This window comes from Oceanobacter sp. 3_MG-2023 (genome assembly GCF_030688925.1).
GTDB lineage: Bacteria > Pseudomonadota > Gammaproteobacteria > Pseudomonadales > Oceanobacteraceae > Oceanobacter.
The window spans coordinates 1-24,134 of record NZ_JAUYVX010000007.1 but is presented as its reverse complement, the minus strand read 5'-3'; the positions used below and the strand labels follow the sequence as shown (position 1 = coordinate 24,134).

Annotated in this window: 20 protein-coding genes; 7 read left to right on the top strand and 13 right to left on the bottom strand. The window is 52.9% G+C overall.

The window, feature by feature from the left end; all coding sequences use genetic code 11:
• Position 1 precedes the first annotated feature (1 nt).
• From nifT to nifH, 4 genes are all read right to left on the bottom strand, one after another.
• Complete coding sequence (gene nifT / locus Q8W32_RS08105) at positions 2–223, bottom strand: putative nitrogen fixation protein NifT (RefSeq protein WP_303432262.1); 222 nt, start codon at positions 221–223, stop codon at positions 2–4.
• A gap of 287 nt (positions 224–510) precedes the next feature.
• Complete coding sequence (nifK, locus tag Q8W32_RS08100) at positions 511–2,082, bottom strand: nitrogenase molybdenum-iron protein subunit beta (protein ID WP_303432264.1); 1,572 nt, start codon at positions 2,080–2,082, stop codon at positions 511–513.
• Between the two features lie 101 nt (positions 2,083–2,183).
• Positions 2,184–3,662 (bottom strand): nitrogenase molybdenum-iron protein alpha chain, encoded by a 1,479-nt coding sequence (gene nifD, locus Q8W32_RS08095; protein ID WP_303432265.1) that lies wholly within the window; start codon positions 3,660–3,662, stop codon positions 2,184–2,186.
• A 146-nt stretch (positions 3,663–3,808) separates the two neighbouring features.
• On the bottom strand, positions 3,809–4,693 hold the full coding sequence (gene nifH / locus Q8W32_RS08090) for a nitrogenase iron protein (RefSeq protein ID WP_303432267.1): 885 nt from the start codon (positions 4,691–4,693) through the stop codon (positions 3,809–3,811).
• A 588-nt stretch (positions 4,694–5,281) separates the two neighbouring features.
• On the opposite strand from nifH, the gene Q8W32_RS08085 reads away from it, so the two are divergent.
• The 7 genes from Q8W32_RS08085 to Q8W32_RS08055 all read left to right on the top strand — a co-directional run bounded on the left by Q8W32_RS08085 (position 5,282) and on the right by Q8W32_RS08055 (position 17,473).
• Positions 5,282–6,133 carry an SIR2 family protein gene (locus Q8W32_RS08085; protein WP_303432269.1) on the top strand — a complete coding sequence of 284 codons (852 nt, stop codon included), beginning with the start codon at positions 5,282–5,284 and terminating at the stop codon, positions 6,131–6,133.
• 563 nt (positions 6,134–6,696) lie between these two features.
• Positions 6,697–7,968, top strand: a complete 1,272-nt coding sequence (gene glgC / locus Q8W32_RS08080; protein WP_303432271.1) for a glucose-1-phosphate adenylyltransferase — start codon at positions 6,697–6,699, stop codon at positions 7,966–7,968.
• A gap of 86 nt (positions 7,969–8,054) precedes the next feature.
• Positions 8,055–9,782, top strand: coding sequence for a glycoside hydrolase family 57 protein (locus tag Q8W32_RS08075; RefSeq protein WP_305414469.1), 1,728 nt, complete (start codon positions 8,055–8,057; stop codon positions 9,780–9,782).
• Positions 9,783–9,794: 12 nt separating this feature from the next.
• Entirely contained in the window at positions 9,795–11,213 is a 1,419-nt protein-coding gene (malQ, locus tag Q8W32_RS08070) for a 4-alpha-glucanotransferase (RefSeq protein WP_303432274.1), read from the top strand.
• On the top strand, positions 11,206–13,404 hold the full coding sequence (glgB, locus tag Q8W32_RS08065) for a 1,4-alpha-glucan branching protein GlgB (RefSeq protein WP_303432276.1): 2,199 nt from the start codon (positions 11,206–11,208) through the stop codon (positions 13,402–13,404). Before malQ ends, glgB begins: the two co-directional genes overlap by 8 nt.
• Positions 13,401–14,867 carry a glycogen synthase GlgA gene (glgA, locus tag Q8W32_RS08060; protein ID WP_303432277.1) on the top strand — a complete coding sequence of 489 codons (1,467 nt, stop codon included), beginning with the start codon at positions 13,401–13,403 and terminating at the stop codon, positions 14,865–14,867. The genes glgB and glgA overlap by 4 nt, the downstream gene beginning before the upstream one ends.
• A gap of 20 nt (positions 14,868–14,887) precedes the next feature.
• Positions 14,888–17,473: a glycogen/starch/alpha-glucan phosphorylase gene (locus Q8W32_RS08055; RefSeq protein ID WP_305414468.1), complete on the top strand. Its 2,586-nt coding sequence runs from the start codon at positions 14,888–14,890 to the stop codon at positions 17,471–17,473.
• Positions 17,474–17,557: 84 nt separating this feature from the next.
• On the opposite strand, the gene Q8W32_RS08050 is transcribed toward Q8W32_RS08055, so the two are convergent.
• The 9 genes from Q8W32_RS08050 to nifB form a co-directional block, all read right to left on the bottom strand.
• On the bottom strand, positions 17,558–18,121 hold the full coding sequence (locus tag Q8W32_RS08050) for a hypothetical protein (protein WP_303432280.1): 564 nt from the start codon (positions 18,119–18,121) through the stop codon (positions 17,558–17,560).
• A 291-nt stretch (positions 18,122–18,412) separates the two neighbouring features.
• Positions 18,413–19,126 carry a dinitrogenase iron-molybdenum cofactor biosynthesis protein gene (locus Q8W32_RS08045; RefSeq protein WP_303432281.1) on the bottom strand — a complete coding sequence of 238 codons (714 nt, stop codon included), beginning with the start codon at positions 19,124–19,126 and terminating at the stop codon, positions 18,413–18,415.
• Between the two features lie 101 nt (positions 19,127–19,227).
• Positions 19,228–19,497 (bottom strand): BolA family protein, encoded by a 270-nt coding sequence (locus Q8W32_RS08040; protein ID WP_303432282.1) that lies wholly within the window; start codon positions 19,495–19,497, stop codon positions 19,228–19,230.
• A gap of 12 nt (positions 19,498–19,509) precedes the next feature.
• Complete coding sequence (gene grxD, locus Q8W32_RS08035; protein ID WP_305414467.1) at positions 19,510–19,842, bottom strand: Grx4 family monothiol glutaredoxin; 333 nt, start codon at positions 19,840–19,842, stop codon at positions 19,510–19,512.
• Between the two features lie 10 nt (positions 19,843–19,852).
• Positions 19,853–20,644 carry an ankyrin repeat domain-containing protein gene (locus tag Q8W32_RS08030; protein ID WP_305414466.1) on the bottom strand — a complete coding sequence of 264 codons (792 nt, stop codon included), beginning with the start codon at positions 20,642–20,644 and terminating at the stop codon, positions 19,853–19,855.
• 66 nt (positions 20,645–20,710) lie between these two features.
• Entirely contained in the window at positions 20,711–21,352 is a 642-nt protein-coding gene (locus Q8W32_RS08025; RefSeq protein ID WP_305414465.1) for a nitrogen fixation protein NifQ, read from the bottom strand.
• Positions 21,349–21,825 carry an ArsC/Spx/MgsR family protein gene (locus tag Q8W32_RS08020; RefSeq protein WP_303432288.1) on the bottom strand — a complete coding sequence of 159 codons (477 nt, stop codon included), beginning with the start codon at positions 21,823–21,825 and terminating at the stop codon, positions 21,349–21,351. The genes Q8W32_RS08025 and Q8W32_RS08020 overlap by 4 nt, the downstream gene beginning before the upstream one ends.
• Positions 21,826–21,857: 32 nt before the next feature.
• Positions 21,858–22,136, bottom strand: coding sequence for a 4Fe-4S dicluster domain-containing protein (locus tag Q8W32_RS08015; RefSeq protein ID WP_303432289.1), 279 nt, complete (start codon positions 22,134–22,136; stop codon positions 21,858–21,860).
• A 54-nt stretch (positions 22,137–22,190) separates the two neighbouring features.
• The gene (nifB, locus tag Q8W32_RS08010; protein WP_305414464.1) at positions 22,191–23,720 is read right to left on the bottom strand and encodes a nitrogenase cofactor biosynthesis protein NifB; all 1,530 of its coding nucleotides are present in this window, start codon (positions 23,718–23,720) and stop codon (positions 22,191–22,193) included.
• Positions 23,721–24,134: the final 414 nt, after the last annotated feature.

The following is a 24,134-nucleotide window of genomic DNA, read 5'->3' as shown; positions in this document are numbered from 1 at the left end:
CTCAAGCCTCCGCGCCGCGTTTTGCCCGGACGGTCAGAGGCAAGTCCGGTTTACCTGGCAAGGTAGCTATGATGTAGCTGGAGCCATCGCCCAGGGTCAGTTCCCCTCCCCAGGCATCGGCGGAATCAAATTCGATAGTGGTAATAATATCTTCCTGGTCTTTCTTCGGGACATACAGGGTCAGTTCACCCTTGTCGTTTTCGCGCAGCATGATATTGGGCATGGGAGTCATCCTAGGTATTGTCATTCATGAGTTCAGCCACTGTTTACGATCTGCATGCGCTGATAAATCTCCTTACAGAGCACGCCATGCGCGATTCAGTGTGACCAGAAGGTATATTGAGGCATCCGTTACAACTGGAGATCCAGCTGGCGGAAACCAGAAAACCACGAGTGCCAGAGGCAACTCGCGGTTTCAACAACTGACCATCAGCGACCAGCGACAGGGCAACCCCGCGCAGGTCCAGCGGTAACACCCCACTAACAGGTGTTACCGCAACCGACTGGCGATTATCTGACCAGGTCGTAGTTATAATCAGTTGTTTGCATGCCACGAGTGTCGTCATCCAGACGTTCCAGCACAGAGTTAACCAGTGTGGTCAGAATCTGCATGGCACCTTCATAGCCGAGGGTAGTTTGGCGATGCAGGTGGTGACGGTCGAAGATCGGGAAGCCGATACGGATCAGCGGTACTTCGAACTCTTTGCCTTTGTAAAGCGTGTCACGCTGGATGAACTTGCCGTAGCTGTTACCAATCATGAAATCTGGCTTGTTGGTGAATACCAGTGAGCGCATATGCCACAAATCCTTACCGACATGAACTTCACAGTCAGCACCTTGTGGGTAATTGGCCAGCATGGCGTCCATCATTTTTTTCCAACGCTTGTTACCGTTGTTGGCAAGAATATGAGTTGGTTCACAGCCCAGTTCCAACAGGAAGTGAGTCATGCCTTCGACATAATCCGGATCACCCCACAAGGCAAATTTCTTGCCGTGCAACCAGGTGTGTGAATCCGTCATCATATCGACCAGACGACCCCGTTCTTTTTCCAGAGAGGCGGCAATCGGCTTGCCGGTGATTTCGCTGACTTTCATCAGGAATTCGTCGGTCCAGCCCAGACCCATCGGGATCTTCAGCGCAGGTACGGCATGCTTCCAGGTGTTCTTGACGTACTTGGTGGTTTTGGTCAGCTGGTTAGGCTGCAACATGATGGTGTTCAGCGCGTTAGGCGCATCTTTCACTTCATCCTGAGTGGTGCCACCAGCGTACATGCGGAACTGGCCATCAGCCGGGGTATCCAGTACTTCATCCGGATCAGACAGCAGGGTGAAATCGACATCCATCTCTTTCATCATGCGTTTGATAACGCGGTAGTTACCCAGATAGGTTTCAAAGCCTGGTACCAGGTTCAACTTGCCGTTGCTACCCACTACCTTGTCTTCCATGTAGTTCAGGGTGAAGTAGCGGGCAATACCTTCAAACATATTGTCCCAACCAGTCACATGCGAACCCACAAACGATGGCGTATGTGCGAATGGTGTTGGGTACTCCTGCGGCACGTGTCCTTCTTTTTTGGAGTTATTGATAAAGGCGTTAAGGTCATCACCAATAACTTCTGCCATGCAGGTGGTTGACACGGCAATCATGTCTGGCTTGTAAGTTGCCTTACAGTTTTCCAGACCGTCTTTCATGTTTTGCTGGCCACCAAATACTGCGGCGTCTTCTGTCATTGAGTCAGAAACACAAGCCACTGGCTCTTTGAAGTGACGGTTGAAGTAGGTACGGAAGTACGCCACACAACCCTGGGAACCGTGTACGTAAGGCATGGTTTTTTCAAAACCCAGGGCACACAGAACAGCTCCCAGTGGCTGACAAGCCTTGGCCGGGTTGACGGTCAGGGCTTCACGCTGGAAGTTCAGCTCCTTGTACTCTTCAGAGGTGGTCCACATGAAGGTTTCGTCAATTTTTTCCTGACTGTGGGCTTCTTCGAAACTGGCTTTCTTGTTGCTCAGTGACTCTTTGTAATCATCATCACGGAACAGCGGATAGCTTGGTTTAATGTTGTCTACTGACTGGCTCATAAGAGTCCTCCTCTCCCGCGCCACTAATCTGTGGTCTGGCGGGTAAATGGGATGATTCAGATGAGGGCAACCACGCCCTCACCCGTTCGTGCATCGGGAAATCAGGCGCTTGCTGCCACAGCGGAGTCTTCCGCTTCGGTTTTCTTCCATGGCGCAGCCAGCATTTTCCAGCAAGGGTTATTCAGGGTCATATCCATGTCGCGGGCGAAGATGGCGAAACCATCAAAGCCGTGATACGGGCCGGAATAATCCCAGGAGTGCATTTGACGGAAAGGCACGCCCATTTTCTGGAAGATGTATTTTTCCTTGATGCCGGAACCGATCAGGTCTGGTTGGACCTTTTTCACGAACTCTTCAAATTCGTAACCAGTCACATCATCGTACAGCAGGGTGGAGTCACCCATTTCTTTCAGAGTACGGTCGTAATCATCGTTGTGACCGAATTCATAACCGGTACCAACCACTTCCATACCCAGATCTTCATAGGCACCAATCACGTGACGAGGACGCAAGCCACCGATGTACAGCATGACGCGCTTGCCTTCCAGGCGTGGACGGTACTTGGCGATCACGGCTTCCCATTCTGGTTGGTACTTGGCAATCACTTCTTCACACTTGGCCTGGATGCTTTCGTCAAACTGGGCAGCAATCTTGCGCAGTGACTCACAGGTTTTGGTAGGACCGAAGAAGTTGTATTCCATCCACGGAATCTTGTACTTCTCTTCCATGTGACGGGAGATGTAGTTCATTGAGCGATAGCAGTGAACCAGGTTCAGTTTCACTTTTGGCGTCAATTCGATCTCAGAGATGGTGCCATCACCAGACCATTGCGCCACAACTCGCAAGCCCATTTCTTCCAACAGGATACGGGAAGACCAGGCATCACCACCGATGTTGTAATCGCCGATAATGGCAACGTCGTATGGTGTGGTTTCAAAACTGTTGTCTTCGTCACGGGCACCCAGTGCCCAGTCACGGACGGCATCGTTGGCAATGTGGTGACCCAGGGACTGGGAAACGCCACGGAATCCTTCACAACGAACCGGTACAACTGTCTTGCCGTGCTCGGCGGTTTTCTTTTTGGAGACCGCTTCAATATCGTCACCGATCAGACCGATCGGGCACTCGGATTGAATGGAAATCCCTTTGTTCAGCGGGAACAGGGTTTCGATTTCATCGATCAGCTTGGACAGTTTTTTGTCACCACCGAAGACGATGTCTTTTTCCTGAAAATCCGAGGTAAAGTTCATGGTCACAAAGGTGTTCACCCCTGTGGTACCGATGTAGTAGTTACGACGTCCTGCACGGCTGTATTGACCACAACCAACCGGGCCGTGAGAGATATGGATCATGTCCTTGATAGGACCCCATACCACACCCTTGGAACCAGCATAGGCACAACCACGAATGGTCATTACACCGGGCAAGGATTTTTTGTTGGACGTAATACATTTCTTGGATTGTTCGAGTTCAGGGTCGTTTGGAGTCAAGTGCTTGGCGCGGTCTTTTTTGGCTTTTTCTGGATAGACCTCAAGCACTTCCTGAATCAACGATTCTACTTCATCGCGGGACATGGCCATGGTGAGCCTCCTTCAAGTTAATAACGGGTAACAGACCGGGTTGCGCAAGTGAGGGGGTACCTGCGCAACACGGGTTCCGATAGGACCAATCTGTCCTATCCCGAGCATGGGCAGCCAACTCAGGAGAGTCAGCTCAGCCCGACCGCTTAAGCTTCGGCAGCGAGCTCAGCAGCAGTTTTACCGACGACAGAAGCGTCTTCTTCTTCCATGATGCCGAATTCCATCAACAACTCTTCCAGCTCATCCATAGTCACAGGCTGTGGAATAACCAGTTTTTTGTTGTCGATGATTTTGTTGGCCAGGGCACGATATTCATCCGCTTGTTTAGCGGTTGGATCGTACTCAATCACAGTCATACGACGGATTTCTGCACGCTGTACTACGTTGTCACGTGGGATGAAGTGGATCATCTGAGTGCCGATTTTGGCAGCCAGTGCTTCGATCAGCTCATCTTCACGGTCAGTGTTACGAGAGTTACAGATCAGGCCAGCCAGACGAACACCGCCGGAGTTGGCATATTTCACGATGCCTTTGGAGATGTTGTTGGCTGCATACATAGCCATCATCTCGCCAGAGCATACGATGTAGATTTCTTGCGCTTTGTTTTCACGAATTGGCATGGCGAAACCACCACACACCACGTCACCCAGTACGTCATAGAAAACGAAATCCAGATCGTCTTCGTAAGCGCCTTCTTCTTCCAGGAAGTTAATGGCCGTGATAACACCGCGACCGGCACAACCAACACCTGGCTCTGGACCACCGGATTCAACGCAACGGATATCGCCGTAGCCGGCTTTCAGTACGTCTTCCAGTTCCAGATCTTCCACGGTGCCTGCTTCAGCAGCCATTTCCATAATGGTGTTCTGAGCTTTGGAGTGAAGGATCAAACGAGTGGAGTCTGCTTTTGGATCGCAGCCAACAATCATTACTTTTTTGCCAGCTTCTGCCAGAGCAGCCACCAGATTCTGAGTGGTAGTGGACTTACCGATACCGCCTTTGCCATAAATGGCGCATTGACGCATAGCCATAGTCTGTATCTCCTGTAAATTTCCGAGCGAGGACCTTTACCCTTAAGGGTTCGGGGAGGCAGGCAACCGTGCTTCGTTGGCACTACTGATAACAAATCAGTCGCTTCCGGCATTTACCGAAAGCCTGTGCTGCCTGTTCACCAGTCCAATACTGCAGACCTCATGCCATTCCGAATAAAATATATAAGTCATTGTTTTTTAAGTTATTTTTATTTTTGTTAAGGATTTATTATCAGTATGTATCACGACAACAACAGTGACGATGTACTACACCCAACAAACAATTTGTCGGGTTTTGACGATTCTATTGATGTCAGATTATTGTCATATATCGATCGCCATATCCGGGGATAAAAAGTCTATATAAGTAGCTATATCTGAATGTCGTCTTTACGCCAAAAAACAGCCGTACGGTTGCTTTGCTACACAAAAAAACAAGGCCGGGAGGAGAGAAATTCAGCGGCCACAGGGCTCAGACAGCCGATCTGGCGGAGCAGACTGGCCCGCCATCAATCTGGCCTGAATATTGAAGCAGTCACGGTAACGCTCAAGCGATTTATCCAATATGACGACAGAGAGGAATCCCACATGGCAAGCTCGGAGCTTCTGCAAACACTGACCAACGGTCTGCGTACAGGGCAGATCATTCCGTACCTGGGTGCGGAAACATTAAACGGTGTCGTAGAAACCACCACTGGCGAAGCGATTCCTGCCGACAGTGACAGTCTGATACTGGCAATGAATGGCGGTAAACCCATGGCCCCGCGACTGATGTATGAATTCCCCCGTGCGGCGATGAACCTGGAAAACAAAAAGGGCCGCAAATTTATCGAGCGCTTTCTGACCACCCAGTATGGCGAACGCCAATGGACCCAGTCCCCCTTCCACCAGTGGCTGGCGGATATGGAACTGCCTTACATTGTTGATATCAATCGCGACACCCAGCTGCAGAATGCCTATCAGGGCCGCCCCCATACCCTGATCGTAGGTATCTCTCGTATCGCTGGCACCGACTATCGTTTCCGGATTTTCCAGTCCGATGGCAGTGACTACAGCGAAATAGACCAAGACAGCGTCGACAGCCAATTGCCGATCCTGTTCAAGCCCATGGGTACTCCGGTCCCCGAGCCTTGTTATATCGCTTCTGACGCCGACTATGTTGACTACATCACTGAACTGATGGGAGGTTTCGCCATTCCTGGTTTCCTCAAACAATACCGTCAGGGCAAACAATACCTGTTTGCTGGTATGCGGATGCAACGGGACACCGAACGCATGGTGTTGAGCGACATTATGTACAGCGCTGGCGAACCGGCGGGCTGGGTCTTGATGCCCGAACCCAATGATAAAGAACGTCGCTTCTGCGACAAAAAGAACCTGGTGATTGTTGAAGCCGATTTCAGTGAACTGATGGCTGAAGCACAAGCACTGACGGCTTGATACCTTGTTGATAGCTTGATACCTGTTGCCCTTATTGGACCCGTACCAATGGGCTTCAGCCCTCTCAGCCTAATCGTGGTGGGTGAGAGGGCTGATATTGACTCCTCATTTCTGTTCTCACCATCCTCTCTGTTGTCGTATTACTGACCCGGCCCCGGGCCTTCTCCCCCATATAGTCTTCCGTGCTTCTACCATAGATAACACACCATAAGACCTTTCAGCACGCCCCTCTTGCCTTATCCAACTTGCCTTGTTTTGTCATACAAAAAGACTATACCTTGACATAGTGGGTAATCCTGTTCAAAAACAGCTTGGAGCCTTGCCGTTGACAGGTATAACTACATAAGCAAACACTTGAAGCGGTCATCAGGAAAGCGGATGCTAATAACAAGGCAAACGCTGGCAGCGGGTGTCCAGCTCATCAAACCAGCCTCTTTGCGCGATCATTGTAAGTAACCCGACATCCCTTGGAGCACCTGTCTTCCATCAGGGCTCAGGGACAAGGAATCAAGGCCCGGACGCCTTACCGGCCGGTGCCAGCACCTCGGCAAAAGGATAACCATATGCTCAAGAGCTACGATGATGCACCATTAACAACCGACCTCTCTCGTAAAACCCTGGCCCTGGTTCTGGCCGGTGGTGAAGGCAGCCGATTAAAACAGCTCACTCGCTGGCGGGCCAAACCGGCGGTTCCTTTTGGTGGCAAATACCGCATTATCGATTTTGTATTGTCGAACTGTGTTAACTCAGGTATTCGCAAAATCAGTGTGGTTACCCAGTACAAATCCCACTCGCTGATTCGTCACGTCCAGCGGGCCTGGTCTTTCATGCGTTATGAAGTGGGTGAGTTTGTTGAACTGATGCCCGCCCAGCAACGTATCGATAAAGGCTGGTACAAAGGTACCGCCGATGCCATTTATCAGAATCTCGACATCCTGCGCCATCACACCCCCAACTATGTGCTGATACTTGGTGGTGACCATATTTATTCCATGGACTACACCCGCATGTTGGCCGCCCACCAGCAATCCGGTGCCGATGTCACGGTCGGTTGTGTCGAAGTTCCCCTTGAAGAAGCCTCCGACTTCGGGGTGATGTCGATCGACGAAAACATGAAAGTCACCCGTTTCAGCGAAAAGCCCGCCAACCCGGAATGTATTCCCGGCAAACCAGAATCAGCGCTGGCCTCCATGGGCATTTATGTCTTCTCCAGTGATTTTCTTTACCGCACCCTGATTGACGATAACGACAACCCGGATTCCTCCCGCGATTTCGGCAAGGACATTATTCCCGGCGTAATATCACGGCATAATGTCCAGGCCTTCCCATTTACGGATGAAGCCAGCGGTAAACCGGCTTACTGGCGGGATGTTGGCACTTTGCAGGCGTTCTGGAAGGCCAATATCGATCTCTGCAGCATCACCCCGGAGCTGAACCTCTATAACCGCGACTGGCCAGTCTGGACGTATCAGCCACAATTACCTCCCGCCAAATTCACCTTCGATGACGAAGGTCGCCGGGGTGAGGCCATCGACTCGCTGGTCGCTGGTGGTTGCATTATTTCCGGTGGCAGAATCAAGCGCTCGATCATTTCCAGTGACTGCCGGATTCACAGCTACTGTCATGTCAAAGACACCGTCATGCTGCCAAACGTCAATGTACATCGTTATTGTCGCATCCAGAATGCGGTGATTGACAAGGATTGCGAAATACCGGAAGGCACCATTATTGGTGAAGATCCCGAAGCCGACCGTCAGCGCTTTTACGTCGATGAATCCGGCATCGTGCTGGTCACGCCCGATATGTTGGGGCAAAGCATCCATATGACCCGCTGATCCGGTAGATAAACTGACGGCCAAAGCCTCACGACAGACCCATACCGACAACACCCTGGAACCTGTTTCCATAACGGACCGTTCATATGCAGCCAAACAAGATCAAACTGGTTATTTGCTGGCACATGCATCAGCCTCACTATCGTGACGGGCTTGATGGCCAGTATCGCCTGCCGTGGGTTTACCTGCATGCCATCAAGGATTATTCCGATATGGCTGCCCATCTGGAAAACAATCCGGCGGCCCGCGTAGTCGTCAACTTCGCCCCGGTGTTACTGGAACAGCTGGATGACTATGCCATCCAGATGCGCCAATGGCTGGCCGGTGCCCAACCCACCGGCGACCTGTTGCTGAACCTGGTCGCTGGCGCCAGCCCTGTCACCGATGACCTCGCGGCCCGGCTGGATATTCTGCAATCGTGCAGCAAGGCCTTTGCCCCAACCATGATTGATCGCTTTCCACCGTTCCGCAAACTGCTGGATATGGCCCAGGGTGATCAAATCACCACGATCGACGATGCGCACAGCCTGTCGTATTTCAATCGTGATTTTTTTACCGACCTGCTGGTCTGGTATCACCTTGCCTGGATGGGACATTCCCTGCGCCTGCGAGATGAACGGGTTGGACAACTGATCAACAAGGGCCTGGCAGAAGAGCACTTTAATCACGACGACCAGCGCACTCTGGTGTCCATCATGGCGGACATCCTTGAAGACATTGTGCCCCGTTACCGCCAGTTACAGGATAGCGGCCAGATTGAAATATCCATGACGCCATACGGCCATCCGATTGTGCCGCTGCTGATTGATTTTAATACCACCCGTGATGCCATGCCGGACGCCGCCTTGCCAGAGCATCCGGGTTATCCCGGCGGTTACGAGCGTGCCCGCTGGCATATGCAACACGGTATTGAGCAATTCCGGCATTTCTTTGGGCGCGCACCTTCCGGGGTCTGGTTGTCCGAAGGGGCGGTATCCAGTGCCGCGGTCGGCTTGCTCGATGAATTTGATATTCGCTGGACCGCTTCCGGTGAAGGCGTCTGGCGGCATTCCTGTGAAGCCTCCCAGCTGGATATCCACGATATCTCCTCCAAACGGGCACTCTATCAACCGATGCGTCACAACGATCAACAATGTGCATTGTTTTTCCGCGATGACGGCATGTCGGACCTGATTGGTTTTGAATACAAAAGCTGGGACCCGCAAGACGCCGCCAACAACTTTGCCCACAATCTCGACAACATCGCCAACCACCTTGGTGACCAGGTCGACCAGCATGTGGTTGCGGTGATTCTGGATGGCGAGAACCCCTGGGAATATTACCCGGACAACGGCTACACCTTCCTCGAAACCCTCTACCAGACCCTGACCGAGCATCCGCGTATCGCCATGACAACCTTCTCCGATGCCCTTGACCAGAATGCCTGCGTGCGTGATTTACCAGTGCTCAAGGCTGGCAGCTGGGTGTATGGCAGTTTCTCAACCTGGATTGGCGACAAGGACAAAAACATCGGCTGGGACTTGCTGGTAGAAGCCAAGCAGGTGTTTGATCAGGTCGTTGCCAGCCAGCAACTCAGTGACGATGAACAAACCATTGCCACCCACCAGCTGGCGGTCTGTGAAGGCTCCGACTGGTTCTGGTGGTTTGGTGACTACAACCCGGCCGACTCGGTTCGTGACTTTACCCTGCTTTATCAGCGCCACCTGGAAAAACTGTATCAGCTGCTGAAGCAGCCGATACCCGACAACCTTGACCGCTTACAGGCTGGTGGTGGCAGTCACTCCAACCATTCAGGCACCATGATTCGCAACTGAACAGGGATGATGATGGCTAATACAACCGCAAGCACTGCGCCCAAGATACAACCGGATCCACGCTCACGCTGTGCCGGAGTGCTGCTGCACCCAACCTCGTTGCCATCCGGCAAACTGGATGAATCGGCCTGGTTGTTTCTCGACTGGATGCAGGCCGCTCATTTGACGGTGTGGCAAATGTTGCCCTTGATGGAACCTCTGGACGGCCTGTCACCCTATCAGGGTGTCTCGGCCTTCGCCCTCAATCCTGCCCTGTTGCCGGATCATTGGCAAAACCAGATCGACCCTCAGGCGCTGGCGGCATTTATCGCCAATCCACCACACTGGCTGCAACCTTACGCCCGTTTCACATTACTGAAACAGCTGCATGACGGCAGCGCCTGGAACCAGTGGCCCGATGTCTACAAATTCCGCGACCCACAGGCTCTGGCCGATCTGGATCAACACTATGCTGACGAACTGCACGCCATTGTCAGCCAACAGTTCGCCTTGATCCAGTGCTGGCAGCAGCTGAAACACGCAGCCAATACCCGAGGCATCCAACTGTTTGGGGATATGCCGATTTTTGTTGCCTACGACAGCGTCGATGTCTGGAGCAATCCGGACGAATTCAAGCTCGACGACAACCTCAACCCTACCGTTGTCACTGGTGTGCCACCGGATTATTTTTCTGCCACGGGCCAGCGTTGGGGCAACCCTCATTACCACTGGCCTCATATGGAAGCCAACGGCTTTTATTGGTGGCGACAACGTATGGCCTGGAGTCTGGAGCTGTTTGACCTGGTGCGTATTGACCATTTCCGCGGTCTGGAAGCCAGCTGGGAAATTGCCGTCAGCGAGCCAACCGCCATGACAGGCAACTGGGTTAAAGCCCCCGGACACGCTCTGCTCTCGGCACTACAAGCCACCCATGACCCACTGCCAGTAATCGCCGAAGATCTCGGAATCATTACCCCGGAAGTGGTGGCGCTGAAAGAGGCCTTTGGTTTGCCCGGTATGTCGGTACTGCAATTCGGTTTTAATGGCTTGCCCGACAACCCTCACGCACTGACCGAACAGGTCGAAAATTCGGTGGTTTATACGGGTACCCACGATAACGAAACCACCCTTGGCTGGTGGCAAGCCCTACAGGATGACGGCCAGAAACACTGGATTCTGTCACAGCTCGACCTCCATGTCGGTGAGATGCCCTGGCCACTGATCGATGCCGCACTTCAATCACCTGCCTATATGGCCATTATGCCGCTACAGGACTTTCTCGGACTGGATAACCAGTCCAGAATGAACACTCCCGGCACCATCGTCGATAATTGGCACTGGCGTTATCAACCACAACAACTGACTGAGGCGCTGGCACAACGGATTGCCACCCTGGTCGATCGCTGTGAACGTTACCCTGCCGAGCAAGAGAAACAGAAACCTCATGACTGAAACAACCGCCGTGTCACAACACCTGCAATGGCTGGAAAACGGCGAACATCCGGACCCTTTCCGTTTTCTGGGTTTGCATCAGGATGACCAGGGCTGGCTTGTCCGGGTCTGGTTGCCCGGTGCCCGTTACGCCTGGCTGGAACAGCAACCACTGCAACCGCTGTCGGATAGCGGTTGTTTTGTTGCCCGTCTCAATAAGGCCCAATACCAGCAGCTACCAGAACATTACCGCGTTGCCTGGCAAGAAGACGACGCCATTCGCCATGAAATCACTTCTCCCTGGTCTTTTTCCCGCCAAGCGGGAGACCTCGATCTGCATCTGTTTGCCGAAGGTCGCCACTGGCAAATCTATAATCTGTTAGGTGCTCACCCACGCTGTATTGATGGCATCGACGGCGTGTATTTTGCTGTTTGGGCACCCGCAGCCAAACGGGTCTCGGTGATTGGCAGCTTTAATAACTGGCATGGCCTGCGCCACCCGATGCGCCCTTGTGATGGTTCCGGCATCTGGGAACTGTTTATCCCCGGCCTGCACCCCGGTGATCTCTATAAATTTGAAATTCTCAGTGGCCATACCAATACCCTGCGCATCAAGACCGATCCTTACGCCCGGCAGATGGAACTGCGCCCGGAAACCGCTTCCGTCGTTTGTCGCAGTCAATATGCCTGGCAAGACAAGCAATGGCTGACGCAGCGGGCTGCGGCCGACTGGCAACACCAGCCCATCAGTATTTATGAGCTGCACCTTGGTTCCTGGGCGCGGGATAATCAGGGCCACTTTCTCAATTACCGTGAACTGGCCCAGCGGCTGGTGGGCTATTTGCAACACACGGGCTTTACCCATGTTGAGCTACTGCCCATTGCCGAACACCCTCTCGACCAGTCCTGGGGCTATCAGACCTCCGGGTATTACGCTCCGACCAGTCGCTTTGGTCATCCCGATGATCTGCGCTTTCTGATCGACCTGTTGCACCAACACCAGATAGGTGTCTTCCTCGACTGGGTACCAGCCCACTTCCCACGGGATGACTTTGCTCTCGCCCGCTTCGATGGCACCGCGCTGTACGAACACGCTGATCCGCGTCAGGGTGAGCATCTGGAATGGGGCACCTATATTTTTAACTACGGCCGTAACGAGGTACGTAATTTCCTCATTGCCAATGCCCTTTACTGGTTGCAGGAGTTCCACCTCGATGGCCTGCGGGTTGATGCCGTGGCCTCCATGCTGTGCCTTGACTACGCCCGGGAAGAAGGCCAATGGTTACCCAATCGCTATGGCGGCAACGAAAATCTGGAAGCGATTGAATTCATCAAGACCCTCAACCACGAAGTACACGCCCAATGCCCCGGTGCCCTGATGATGGCAGAAGAGTCCACCTCCTGGCCGATGGTTTCGCGCCCGACCTGGATGGGTGGGCTGGGCTTCTCCATGAAGTGGAATATGGGCTGGATGAACGACACGCTGAGCTATTTCAAACAAGATCCTATTTACCGCAGCCATCACCATAACCAGCTGACGTTTAGCCAGATGTACGCCTACACAGAAAACTTCGTCTTGCCGTTGTCCCACGATGAAGTAGTGCATCTGAAAAATTCACTGGCAGGTAAAATGCCTGGGGATAACTGGCAGAAAATGGCCAACCTGCGGCTATTACTGGCCTGGCAATGGCTGAACCCCGGCAAAAAACTGCTGTTTATGGGGGGCGAACTGGGCCAGTGGACTGAATGGAACGAAGCCGTTTCCCTCGATTGGCATCTGCTCAACTACCCGGATCATCAAGGGATCCAGCAGCTGGTGTGTGACCTCAACCACCTGTACCGCCAGGCACCGGCGTTGCATCAGTACGAGTTTGAACAACAGGGATTCGAATGGATCGACTGCAATGATTCCCAGCACTCACTGCTGAGTTTTATCCGCAAAGGCGACCACGAATGCATGGTCTGTCTGTTCAACTTTTTACCGCTACCACGCCAGCATTATCCGGTTGGCATGCCACACGCCGGCAGCTGGCAAGAAACCCTGAATACCGATGCCGGACTGTACGGCGGCAGTAATGCCGGTAATCAGGGCATCGTTTATACACAAGAGCAACCGCTTATGGGTCAACCCTGTTCCGCGCTGGTGACATTACCACCACTTGGCGCAGTGGTACTGACATACCAGGATTACAAGGGTCCTCATCCTTCATGAATATATTGTTTGCCACCTCTGAAATTCATCCGGTGATCAAGACCGGCGGTCTGGCGGATGTATCGGGAGGTTTGCCGAATGCTTACTCCCGTCTCGACAACCAGGTACGTGTTGTACTGCCGGGTTACCTCGCGGTATGGGAAAAGCTGACCCAGGTTCGCAAAATTGCCGCGTTCCAGATTCACACCAGTTTTTACAGTCACTCCGTGATTATCAAAGAGGCCTGCTGCAAAGGCATCGATGTTCCGCTATGGATTGTCGATATTCCTGAACTGTTCGACCGTCCAGGGAATCCTTACCTGGCCGATGATGGCCGGGACTGGTGGGACAATGGCGAACGTTTCGGGGTGTTCTCCCGCATTGTTGCCGAGCTGGCCATGGACAAACACGGCATCGGCTGGCGCGCCGACCTGGTTCAGGCCAACGACTGGCAAACCGGCCTGGTGCCGGCTTACCTCGCCGAAGAAAGCCAGCCTCCGGCCACTATTTTTACCATCCACAACATGGCTTATCAGGGCAATTTCCCCAACAGCCTGTTTAATTATCTCAACCTGCCCTGGCACTGGTGGAACGCCGAAGGTGGTATCGAATTCCATGGCCAGATGTCGATGCTCAAAGCCGGTATCGAGATGGCTGACTGGGTCACTACCGTCAGCCCCACCTACGCCCAGGAAATCACTCTGCCGGAATTTGCTTACGGGCTGGAAGGTGTGATGGCCCGCAAACAGCGCGAAGGCCGTTTGGTTGGCATTATTAACGGCATTGACGAGGATGTCTGGAACCCTGAGACCGACCGTCTGATCAGCCGTACCTACAGCGCCAAAAAAGGCCGGGTAGCGGCCAAGGCCGATAACAAGAAGGCCTTGCTTAACCATTTTGGCTGGCATGAATCCGAAATCGATCTCAAGGTCCCGGTGATTGGAATGGTCGGCCGTCTGGTCTGGCAGAAAGGCGTGGATCTGGTACTGGATCTGATTCCACAAATGCTTGAGCAGCACAATGCCATCTTTCTGGTACTGGGCAGCGGTGATCGCCAGCACCACGAAGCCCTGCAGCGACTGGCCATCAATTATCCGCGCCGGGTGCTGGTTTATCTGGGCTATTCAGAAGCACTGGCTCACCTGGTCGAAGCCGGGTCCGATATGTTCCTGATGCCCTCCCGTTTTGAGCCGTGTGGCCTCAACCAGATTTACAGCCTGATGTACGGTACTCCACCTATCGTGCACAGCACCGGCGGCCTCGCCGATACCGTGGTGAATGCCACCAAGGAACACCTCGATGACGGCACCGCCACCGGCTTTGTTTTTTACGACCCCAGCCTGCATGCCCTGAAATCAACCCTACAGCATGCCCTGCACCTGTTTGGCAAAAAACGGACTTGGCAAAAGCTGCAAAAACAAGGCATGCAACAGCATTTTGGCTGGCAGAACAGCGCCCAACACTATCTGAACCTGATTCAGTAATTCAGCAGGAGAGCTTTATTATGTCGGCACACATTCCCGCGACAACCCCGAATGCCCTGTCTCCGCAAGAACAGCGCCAGTTAATAGAAGACTTGCTCAAGAAGGTCGGCATGAACGTGACCGACATCGAAGAAGACTTTGTTGACTACCTCTACAACACACTGGGGCGCAACCTGGCCTCGGAGCCGGATTATCACTACAAGGCGCTGGCCTACGCCGTGCGCGATCGCCTGATGAAACTGTGGAAGCAGACCTGGGCTGGCTACCATCAGGAAAAAAGCAAAAAAGCCTATTACCTGTCGATGGAGTTTTTGATCGGCCGCTCGTTAAGCAACAACATGCTCAACCTCGGCATTGAGAACAAGGTTGATCAGGCCCTGTACAAACTGGGCCTGTTGTTGGAACACGTTGAAGATGCCGAAGCCGATGCCGGTCTTGGTAACGGGGGCCTGGGCCGTCTGGCCGCCTGCTTCATGGACTCCTGCGCTACCTTGAGCCTGCCGGTGATGGGCTACGGCCTGCGTTATGAATACGGCATGTTCAAACAGCTGATCCAGAATGGCCATCAGATCGAAGCCCCTGACCATTGGCTCGGTTACGACAACTACCCCTGGGAGTTCCCGCGGCGGGAATATACCCGCGTGGTCCGCTTTGGTGGCGTCTCGCGCCCTTACCGCGACCACCAGACCAATCGCCTGGAAGTGCGCTGGGAAGATACCGAAGAAGTACTGGCCGTGCCGTATGACGTCCCCATTCCGGGCTACAAGAATGGCATCGTCAACACCTTGCGCCTGTGGTCTGCCCAGGCCACCGAAATCTTTGATTTTTCTGAATTCAACCGGGGGTCTTATTTCGAAGCCGTATCTTCCAAAGCCGAAGCAGAAAACATCACCATGGTGTTGTACCCCAATGACACCAGCGAAAACGGCAAGGAGCTGCGCCTGAAGCAGCAGTACTTCCTTGTCTCGGCATCACTGCAGGATGTGGTCAGCCAGTGGATCGAACAACACGGCCATAATATGGACGATTTCGACGACCATAATGTTTTCCAGCTGAACGATACCCACCCCAGCCTGGCGGTCGCAGAGCTGATGCGTATTCTGCTCGATGATATGGAATTCGACTGGGACAAGGCCTGGGCCATCACCAGCCGCTGTATGGCCTATACCAACCACACCTTGCTGCCAGAAGCCCTGGAACGCTGGCAGGTATCACTGTTCCAGAAACTGCTGCCGCGCCTGCTCGATATTATTTATGAAATCAACACCCGCTTCCTGAAGCAGGTAGCGATGAAATGGCCTGGTGACAACAACCGTTTACGGCAGATGTCCCTGATTGATGAACACGACAATGTGCGGATGGCCTACCTCGCCATTGTTGGCAGTTTTTCCGTCAATGGCGTAGCCGCCCTGCATTCCCAGTTATTAAAAGATGGACTGTTCAACGATTTCTACCAGCTCTGGCCAGAGAAATTCAACAACAAAACCAATGGCGTGACCCAACGGCGCTGGATTGCCAGCTCCAACCCCGGCTTGCGCCAACTGCTGGGAGAAACCATTGGCGACAACTGGATCACCCATCTCGACGAACTGGCCGCCATTGAGCAATATATTGACGATCGGGCTTTCCGTCAGTCCTGGCGGGACGTCAAACGTGATAACAAAAAACGTCTGGCACAGCTGGTACAACAGGATACCGGCGTGGTGTTCAACCCGGATGCCATGTTCGATGTGCAGGTCAAGCGGATTCACGAGTACAAGCGCCAACTGCTCAACGTATTACATGTGATCCATCTGTATGCCCGTATCAAGCGCGGCGATACCCACAACTGGACCAATCGTTGTGTACTGATCGGAGGTAAAGCGGCACCGGGCTACTTTATGGCCAAGACCATTATCAAGCTGATCAACAACGTTGCCGAAATTATCAACAACGACCCGGAAATCGGCGACAAGCTGAAACTGGCCTTTATCCCCAACTACCGGGTATCGGTGATGGAAATCATCGCACCAGGCACCGACCTGTCGGAACAGATTTCCACCGCAGGCAAGGAAGCATCGGGCACCGGCAATATGAAGTTCATGATGAACGGTGCTGTCACCATTGGTACTCTGGATGGAGCCAATGTTGAGATTCTGGAGGCCGCTGGTGAAGACAACTTCTTCCTCTTTGGCTTGAAGACCAGCGAGGTTGCCGAACTGCGCCACCACTATCATCCACAGACCTATATCGATCAGGACCCTGATCTGCAAACTGTCTTCGAGTTGCTGGAATCCGGTCACTTCAATCACTTTGAGCCAGGGCTGTTCGACGACCTGATCAATGGCATGAAATCCGCCAATGACCCTTGGGTGACACTGGCCGACTTCCGCAGCTTTGTCGATGCCCAGCAACATGCCGCCAATGCCTTCCGTAACGTCGAGCACTGGACCGACATGAGCATTATCAACGCGGCTCGCAGTGGCATGTTTTCCACTGATCGCACCATCAGTCAGTACAACGAGGAAATCTGGAAACTGACACCGATTGGAGAACAACCAACAGCAACCGTGGCTACATCAACAAGCAGCAAGAAGAAAAAGAAAAAAGAAGAGAAGCGGCGTTAAGGCAGGAAAGCTGCCTGAGCAATCAGGCAGCCAGACGCTCGACCGGCGCATGAAACCATCATGCGCCGGTCGATCAAACAGACATTACAGCGCGCCGTGTATCTCACGAACTGCTGTATTGGTCATTGCCATTACATCGTCCAACGACACCAGCGGGTAACGTTTGGGTTTGTAGCCTTTCAGCTCGGAGTACATGGTTTCCAGCTTGGCGGCAGGTTTCTGGCCTTTGAAATCGCTTTTTTCCAGCGCCAGTTCTTCCATCAATTCGTTCCATGGTACCCCCTGCACCATAGGAATCAGGACGAAGTTGATACCATTGATATCGACCTGGGCCGGACTGGTCAGGTTCACGACAAACAAGACCGCTTTCATATCATCCGCAAAATCATCTTTGTAATAATCGACCAGGCCAGTGATCGATGACATTTTATCGAGTGCTCCCACCAACATATGGATCTTGTCATCCGCCAGAATAACAGCTTCCCGCATCAGTTCTTTAGGTGGCAAGGTATGGCCTTTATCGTCGCCCACTTCTCCGGCCACAATCACCAGATCGCCACGATAGGCCTGCATACCGGATTCTTGGGTGGATTCCAGAAAGTTGGAATAGAACAGACGCCCGGTTTCTTTATAGGTAGTAAGCAGCATATGGTAATTTCCTGTTAATAGTGATGAATGCCTGCTCTTTGCTTTCAAGAATCTTGCCGTCAAAATTCTCCAGCCATTAACAAAAAATCTTTTAATATCAAAATGTTACAAGGGACTAAAAACACATCAGAGCGATAATGTCGGATTTACAACACAACATTACCGACGCTATCCGACAAAGCAGACACGAGATCTGTGCTGGGCTTGCCCCATCGGGCACAAGCAACAGTATCCGCAAACAAAAAAACATCAGCGACCGGAAGTCGCTGATGTCCAGAGCAGGTGTACAACTCAGGCTTCTTTGGCAAACCGCACCCGGTCTTCGGCAGCCACACCCAGAATCTTGGCCAACCAGGGTGGTGGTGAGTTTTCCATCACGCCTTGTAAGCGCGACAGGACTTCGCTGGCTTCACAGACGTCTTTTTGCTTGATCGGGTACACACCGGCACGAACCACCTTGGCCGCCGCCGGACCGCCAATGGATTGCACATAGGCGACCTGACAATCATTAATCAGTCGGGCACGGAACGCATTACGATCATCTGACAGATCAGCTTCCAGTGCCGAGCGAACATCAACCAGTTGGTACTTCTCGGCACTCAGTTCATACACCAGAAATCGCAAACAAGAACCAAAATGGCCATTCAGTAACTCCCCACTGTTGGAAGCCACCGCCACACGAATGGAATTGGGCAGAGCCTCCGCATCGGCGACTGCTTGTGGCAGATCTTCTGCTTCGCTTTCACCCCAGAGAATCCGCACAGCTTCCTTGATGGCGGGTAAGCCAAGGCTGATGTCTTCACCATCTTCTTCACCGTCGGCACTGCCGAAGCCGGTTTTCAAATCCGTAACCGTAATGGTCGCCAGGGATTCTTCTGATAACTCACCCTCGATCCGGCGAGTCAGAATATCCAGTAATTGGCCCACACTGGTATCCGGCAAAATACGGGCAGCCATGGCTATTCGAAGCGCCGCTTCACGGCTGATAGGCGGTAGTTCACTCATCGCTAATCTCCATCTCATTATTGGGCACCTTTCCTCGCTGGCCACCAGGGCAGTCTGAGCAGGTGTCTTGCCAGGTCTGCGGTTGTCAGACCCGGTTCCGATTACATCAATTGAGTCAGGCCACCCTGGGCTTTGGCTTGCCATTCCGCTGCCGTAAAGGCTTCCACGGTCAGGGCGTGTAATTCACCACTGGCCAATGGCTCACTGAAAGCGGCCAGGATACGTTGCTGCCGCTGCACCGGTCGCAATCCCTCAAAGACATTACTGATAACCCGGGCGGTAAAATTGCAGTCGGCACCATGGATCTCGATCTTGGCTGCCGAGTCGTCCAGTGCTTGCTGGATACGCTGATGCACTTCGCTGGTTTCCATAACGTCGTCCTGTTATTCAGCGCTGGCAGTGGCTTCTTGCAGCAGTGTTTTCAGCGAGCCATCCGCCGCCATGCTGCAGACAATATCACTGCCACCGACCAGTTCTCCGTTCACGAACAACTGCGGAAAGGTTGGCCAATTGGAAACCATTGGCAAACGTTCCCGGATTGATGGAGCTTGCAGAATATTGACGTAGGCAAAATCAACACCGGTTACCTGCAGTGACTTGATTGCTGCAGCAGAAAAACCGCACTCCGGTGCTTCCGGGGTGCCTTTCATATAAATCAGAACCGGATTGCTGCTGATTTGCTTATTGATGGTCTGGATAATATCGGTCGTGCTCATGGTGTTTTCCTCAGGCGACAAAGCGATGAACCGGATGGGTATCCGGCAGAATGTGATGTTGCAACAAGCGTAAGGTGCTGGCTCTGGCAGCGACGTCAAGCACCGAGAAATCATCTTTCGTGGTTGGGGAGGCGTCGGCACCGGCTTCCAGCAGTTGTGCCACCAGCGCGTCATGACCAATGGATGCGGCATAGATCAGTGCCGTCGCACCATGATCATTTTGCTGATCCATATCGATATCGTTATCGAGCAGTAATTGCACGACACGGCTGTTTTCACTGAGACAGGCCATCCAGAGGGCGTTATTGCCATCCTTGTTGACCAGATCAATCCCTGCCCCTGCCATCACCAACTCACGGGCAATATCCAGATTGCCATCACGGCAGGCCTGCATCAGGGCGGTGTCCTGATTGTCACCCCGCTGATCCAGGTTGTAAGGATCAAAGCCGTGCTCAACCAGCCAGCCACGCAGCGGATGACTCAAGGCATCCAGCGGACGGCTGATACTCGGGTACCAGGCTTCGTAACCGCCATCCAGGCTATAACAGCTGGTAAAGCCAAAATCACTGAACAACTGGGCCATATCCTGACTGGCATGGCCGTGATAGCAGTAGATCAACACCGGGACCGAACGCGCGGTATGTCGTAGCAAGGCGCGCAGATTGGTGTCGTTCAGATGCAATGCCGCGGGATGATGCCCGGACAGATAAGAACGGAAATCACGCATATCAAGCAGCAACATAGGGCTGTCATACAGCATGGCTTCTGCTTCAGTTACAGACAGGGTTTGCCATTGGGTCATGGTGAGATCCTCTTCCAGAAAAGTGGGTTGTTAACGGGTCATTTGCAGTACTTGCAGCACTTGCAATCAGTCTTCAGGGCCAAAGCACTCAGCATAAGCCGTACAGTCATCACAGCTGGGAGCACGACAGACATAACCGCCACCGGCTTCACACAGCTGTTTGTAAAAAAAGCGTTTCCATTTCATGTCGCGATCGTTGGCGGCCACCAGCGCAGGAAAATTCTGCGACAACAAGGCACTGAGTTCACCGCGGTTAAGCAAACCGAGGTCACGCCAGAGATGCTCTTTGCCCAGGCAACCGGCCGCAACCATATCGGCCATCAACAACTCGCTATCATCCTTGCCAGCCCGGTGTTGTAGTAATAACTGCCGGATTTCCAGCCACTCATCTTCACGCATTTCCAGCAGTTGCTGACGCAGGTCGGCACCATGACGTTGATTGTCACGGTCTTGCTGCTGCGGAAAGGGCAAACTCTGATAACGATTCTGGCCATACAGATAGCGGTGCAAGAACCAGCGATAATCAACCGGTTTCAGCCCCAGGTAATACGGCAGGCACGTCCGTCCTTGCCGCTGGCTGCGCAGTATCTGCCCCAACCAACGGCTGGTGTTGGTACGCAGGGATTCGCGTTCGCTGGTCGATGCGGGTAATAGCTGGGTCATAATCTGGCGCCAGAGTGTGGGTTTTACCGTTACAGCCAAAGTCATACCGTTTCTCCTGCCAGCGGTGTTGGGCAACCATTGCCCTGGGTATGCTTGCTGGCACAGCCTTCTATATCGTCCGGTACATCCAGTTCTTCCCGGCTACGGGTGCTCAGGCCCAGTTGCTGCTGCAGACGCGGCCAATCGAAGCCGCAGTGATACCAGCCCTCAAGCTGAATGAGTGGCCGGCGAATCAGCAAGGGTTCAGCAATCATGGCAACCATCGCTTGTTCCGGAGTGCAGTTGTCAGGATCAATATGGCCAGCCTTGACTGCCGGAGCCGAACGGTTGAACCATTTGTTGACCGGCAAGGAGCCAAAAAACCGTCGTAACTGCTGTGCCTGCCATGGCGTATCGAGCAGGTTATGTTCGATCACATCAACACCCGCTTCACGTAGAATTTTTTTCTGTCGGGTGTTGTTGATACAACCGGGTTTTTCATAAAAATGCAGCACGATAAAACCTCCTGTTTCGACCATAAAACGGTTCTTGCAACGATGACTAACCAGCGTTAGCGAGCCTGGATTTCTTGTAAGGCTTCAGCCATTTTTTCTGGTGGAATACCGGTCAGGGAACCCGGTGGATTGATTGCCACACCAGACGCATCCAGAATTGCCTCTTCAATCGGACAAATACTGGCGCATTGAGGCTGGGCATAATCCCCTTCACACTCTGTACATTTGCGCGCATTGATTTTGAAATGCGGTTTGCTGTCATAAATAGCTTCGCTCGGGCATACGTCGTAACAGGCCCAGCAGTTCACGCAAGAATCAACAATAGATAACGCCATGCTAACCTCCGAAGGTGCAGTGAATGGCCGGGTTATGCCCGGCCTGGTGATGACTCAGACAGAAGCCCGTTGTGCGGAAGATGTCTCTGCGGCCGCTTCATCAAGCACGCCGCTGGCAGCCATTTCCTGATAAACCTCCATCACGGCTTCTTCGATGGGTTCCATCGCGTGTTCGCCGTTAGGCACAATGCCGGCCTCTTCCAATAACGACCATGGCTCGTAGCCAATCTTTGAGCACAGCACGGCTTCGCAACCACTCAGGGCACGAATCGATCCGGCCAGGGCACTTTCCTTTTCGCCACAGCTGTCGTCACCCACACAGAACTGGTCGACCTTGCGATGGCTGATAAAACGCACGCCTTTTGGAGAGGCTTCGTAGATCAGGAATTCGGTCGCATGACCAAAGTGCTGGTTGATCAGACCGCCGCCACTGGTGGCAACTGCCATCAGTGCCGGGCGCAGATCGCTGGCGATGGTATTTTCCACAGTCGGAACAGAAACCGCGGCCAGACGGCTGCGCTTGGCTTCTTTTTCGTCCAGTTCTTCGAGAATACCGGCGTGTACCACAGCACGGGTCTTCATGGCGGCGTTGTAATCGATATCCATGGCAGCAATTTTATCGAGGGTGAATTCTTCGCCCCGATCTTCACCCAACAGGCCAACGGCATCGGCACGGCACTGACGGCAGTGACGCATCATGTTCATATCACCGGAGCAGGCATCCTGCAGATCTTGCAGCTCTTCCGGCTCAGGCCCGCGCTGCCCCATAATGCCGAAGAAGGTGCCGTGTTCTGCTTCAGAGATCAGCGGCATCACGTTGTGCAGGAAAGCGCCTTTGGATTTGACGGTGCGCGAGACTTCTTTCAGGTGCTCATCATTCACCCCAGGAATCATCACCGAATTGACTTTCACCAGAATGCCGCGTTCAACCAGCATCTCGAGGCCTTTTTGCTGTTGGGCAATAAGGATCTTGGCGGCTTTTTCACCGTAGATACGTTTGTTATTCCAGTAAATCCAGGGATAGATTTTGGCCCCCACCGCCGGATCGACACAGTTGATGGTGATGGTGACGTGATCAATGTTGTGCTTGGCCAGCTCTTCCACTGAGTCTGGTAAAGACAAGCCATTGGTCGATACACAGAGCTTGATATCCGGCGCTTGCTCACTCAGCATACGGAAGGTTTCGAACGTGCGTTCGGGGTTGGCCAACGGGTCGCCCGGGCCGGCAATCCCCAGTACCGTCATTTGCGGGATATTGGCCGCAACGGCTTTGGTTTTCATCACCGCTTCTTCTGGCGTTAATACTTCAGATACCACACCAGGGCGAGATTCGTTGGAGCAGTCGTACTTGCGATTACAGTAATGGCACTGGATATTGCAAGCGGGGGCGACCGCTACGTGCATACGAGCAAAATAATGATGCGCTTCTTCGGAATAACAAGGATGGTTCTTGACCTTGTCACGAATTGAATCCGGCAGCGCCGACATCTGGTCGTTATCACTGCCGCACGAACCAGAGGCACAGCTACTGGTGGCTGCGGTTTCCTCTTTGCTTTCGTCTTGTCCAAGCACTGTCAGTTGCATGGTCTCAGCTCCTTCATTATGACCTGCCTGCGGCAGGTGAATCTCTGATAACCCGGGTGGGCCGGTTGCTAACAAGTCGTTGCAATGCCAATGCCTAAATATAACGCTTTGTTTTTATTGGTTTTTTATATTCCAACCTGATTATTTGTCGTATTCCGTACAGCACATCCAAGGGACTTTTTGTGGTGTAGGGAACAAAGGCAAGAATGCTCAATGTCATCGTAATCGTGATTTTTTGTCACAAACATGTGATTCCTGGCGTCCAGGAACAGCAAGCTATAGAGCAGAAAGTCTATAGGGGGCATCTATTTAATCCGGTGCTCACTCTGGGCTACCAGATGGTTTCGAATCACGAAGCCGACTTGCAGGCCTGACGGGTCAAGTCAAACGTCGGCGACACCGAGTCGAGATCAT

Bases quoted from the DNA above. Each gene is read 5' to 3' on its own strand.
- Q8W32_RS08045 (WP_303432281.1), bottom strand. From the start codon at position 19,126: ATGAGTGAACTACCGCCTATCAGCCGTGAAGCGGCGCTTCGAATAGCC.
- nifH (WP_303432267.1), bottom strand. From the start codon at position 4,693: ATGGCTATGCGTCAATGCGCCATTTATGGCAAAGGCGGTATCGGTAAG.
- nifB (WP_305414464.1), bottom strand. From the start codon at position 23,720: ATGCAACTGACAGTGCTTGGACAAGACGAAAGCAAAGAGGAAACCGCA.
- Q8W32_RS08015 (WP_303432289.1), bottom strand. From the start codon at position 22,136: ATGGCGTTATCTATTGTTGATTCTTGCGTGAACTGCTGGGCCTGTTAC.
- Q8W32_RS08085 (WP_303432269.1), top strand. From the start codon at position 5,282: ATGGCAAGCTCGGAGCTTCTGCAAACACTGACCAACGGTCTGCGTACA.
- Q8W32_RS08040 (WP_303432282.1), bottom strand. From the start codon at position 19,497: ATGGAAACCAGCGAAGTGCATCAGCGTATCCAGCAAGCACTGGACGAC.
- Q8W32_RS08055 (WP_305414468.1), top strand. From the start codon at position 14,888: ATGTCGGCACACATTCCCGCGACAACCCCGAATGCCCTGTCTCCGCAA.
- Q8W32_RS08025 (WP_305414465.1), bottom strand. From the start codon at position 21,352: ATGACTTTGGCTGTAACGGTAAAACCCACACTCTGGCGCCAGATTATG.
- Q8W32_RS08050 (WP_303432280.1), bottom strand. From the start codon at position 18,121: ATGCTGCTTACTACCTATAAAGAAACCGGGCGTCTGTTCTATTCCAAC.
- Q8W32_RS08075 (WP_305414469.1), top strand. From the start codon at position 8,055: ATGCAGCCAAACAAGATCAAACTGGTTATTTGCTGGCACATGCATCAG.
- Q8W32_RS08030 (WP_305414466.1), bottom strand. From the start codon at position 20,644: ATGACCCAATGGCAAACCCTGTCTGTAACTGAAGCAGAAGCCATGCTG.
- malQ (WP_303432274.1), top strand. From the start codon at position 9,795: ATGGCTAATACAACCGCAAGCACTGCGCCCAAGATACAACCGGATCCA.
- Q8W32_RS08020 (WP_303432288.1), bottom strand. From the start codon at position 21,825: ATGGTCGAAACAGGAGGTTTTATCGTGCTGCATTTTTATGAAAAACCC.
- glgB (WP_303432276.1), top strand. From the start codon at position 11,206: ATGACTGAAACAACCGCCGTGTCACAACACCTGCAATGGCTGGAAAAC.
- nifD (WP_303432265.1), bottom strand. From the start codon at position 3,662: ATGGCCATGTCCCGCGATGAAGTAGAATCGTTGATTCAGGAAGTGCTT.
- glgA (WP_303432277.1), top strand. From the start codon at position 13,401: ATGAATATATTGTTTGCCACCTCTGAAATTCATCCGGTGATCAAGACC.
- grxD (WP_305414467.1), bottom strand. From the start codon at position 19,842: ATGAGCACGACCGATATTATCCAGACCATCAATAAGCAAATCAGCAGC.
- glgC (WP_303432271.1), top strand. From the start codon at position 6,697: ATGCTCAAGAGCTACGATGATGCACCATTAACAACCGACCTCTCTCGT.
- nifT (WP_303432262.1), bottom strand. From the start codon at position 223: ATGCCCAATATCATGCTGCGCGAAAACGACAAGGGTGAACTGACCCTG.
- nifK (WP_303432264.1), bottom strand. From the start codon at position 2,082: ATGAGCCAGTCAGTAGACAACATTAAACCAAGCTATCCGCTGTTCCGT.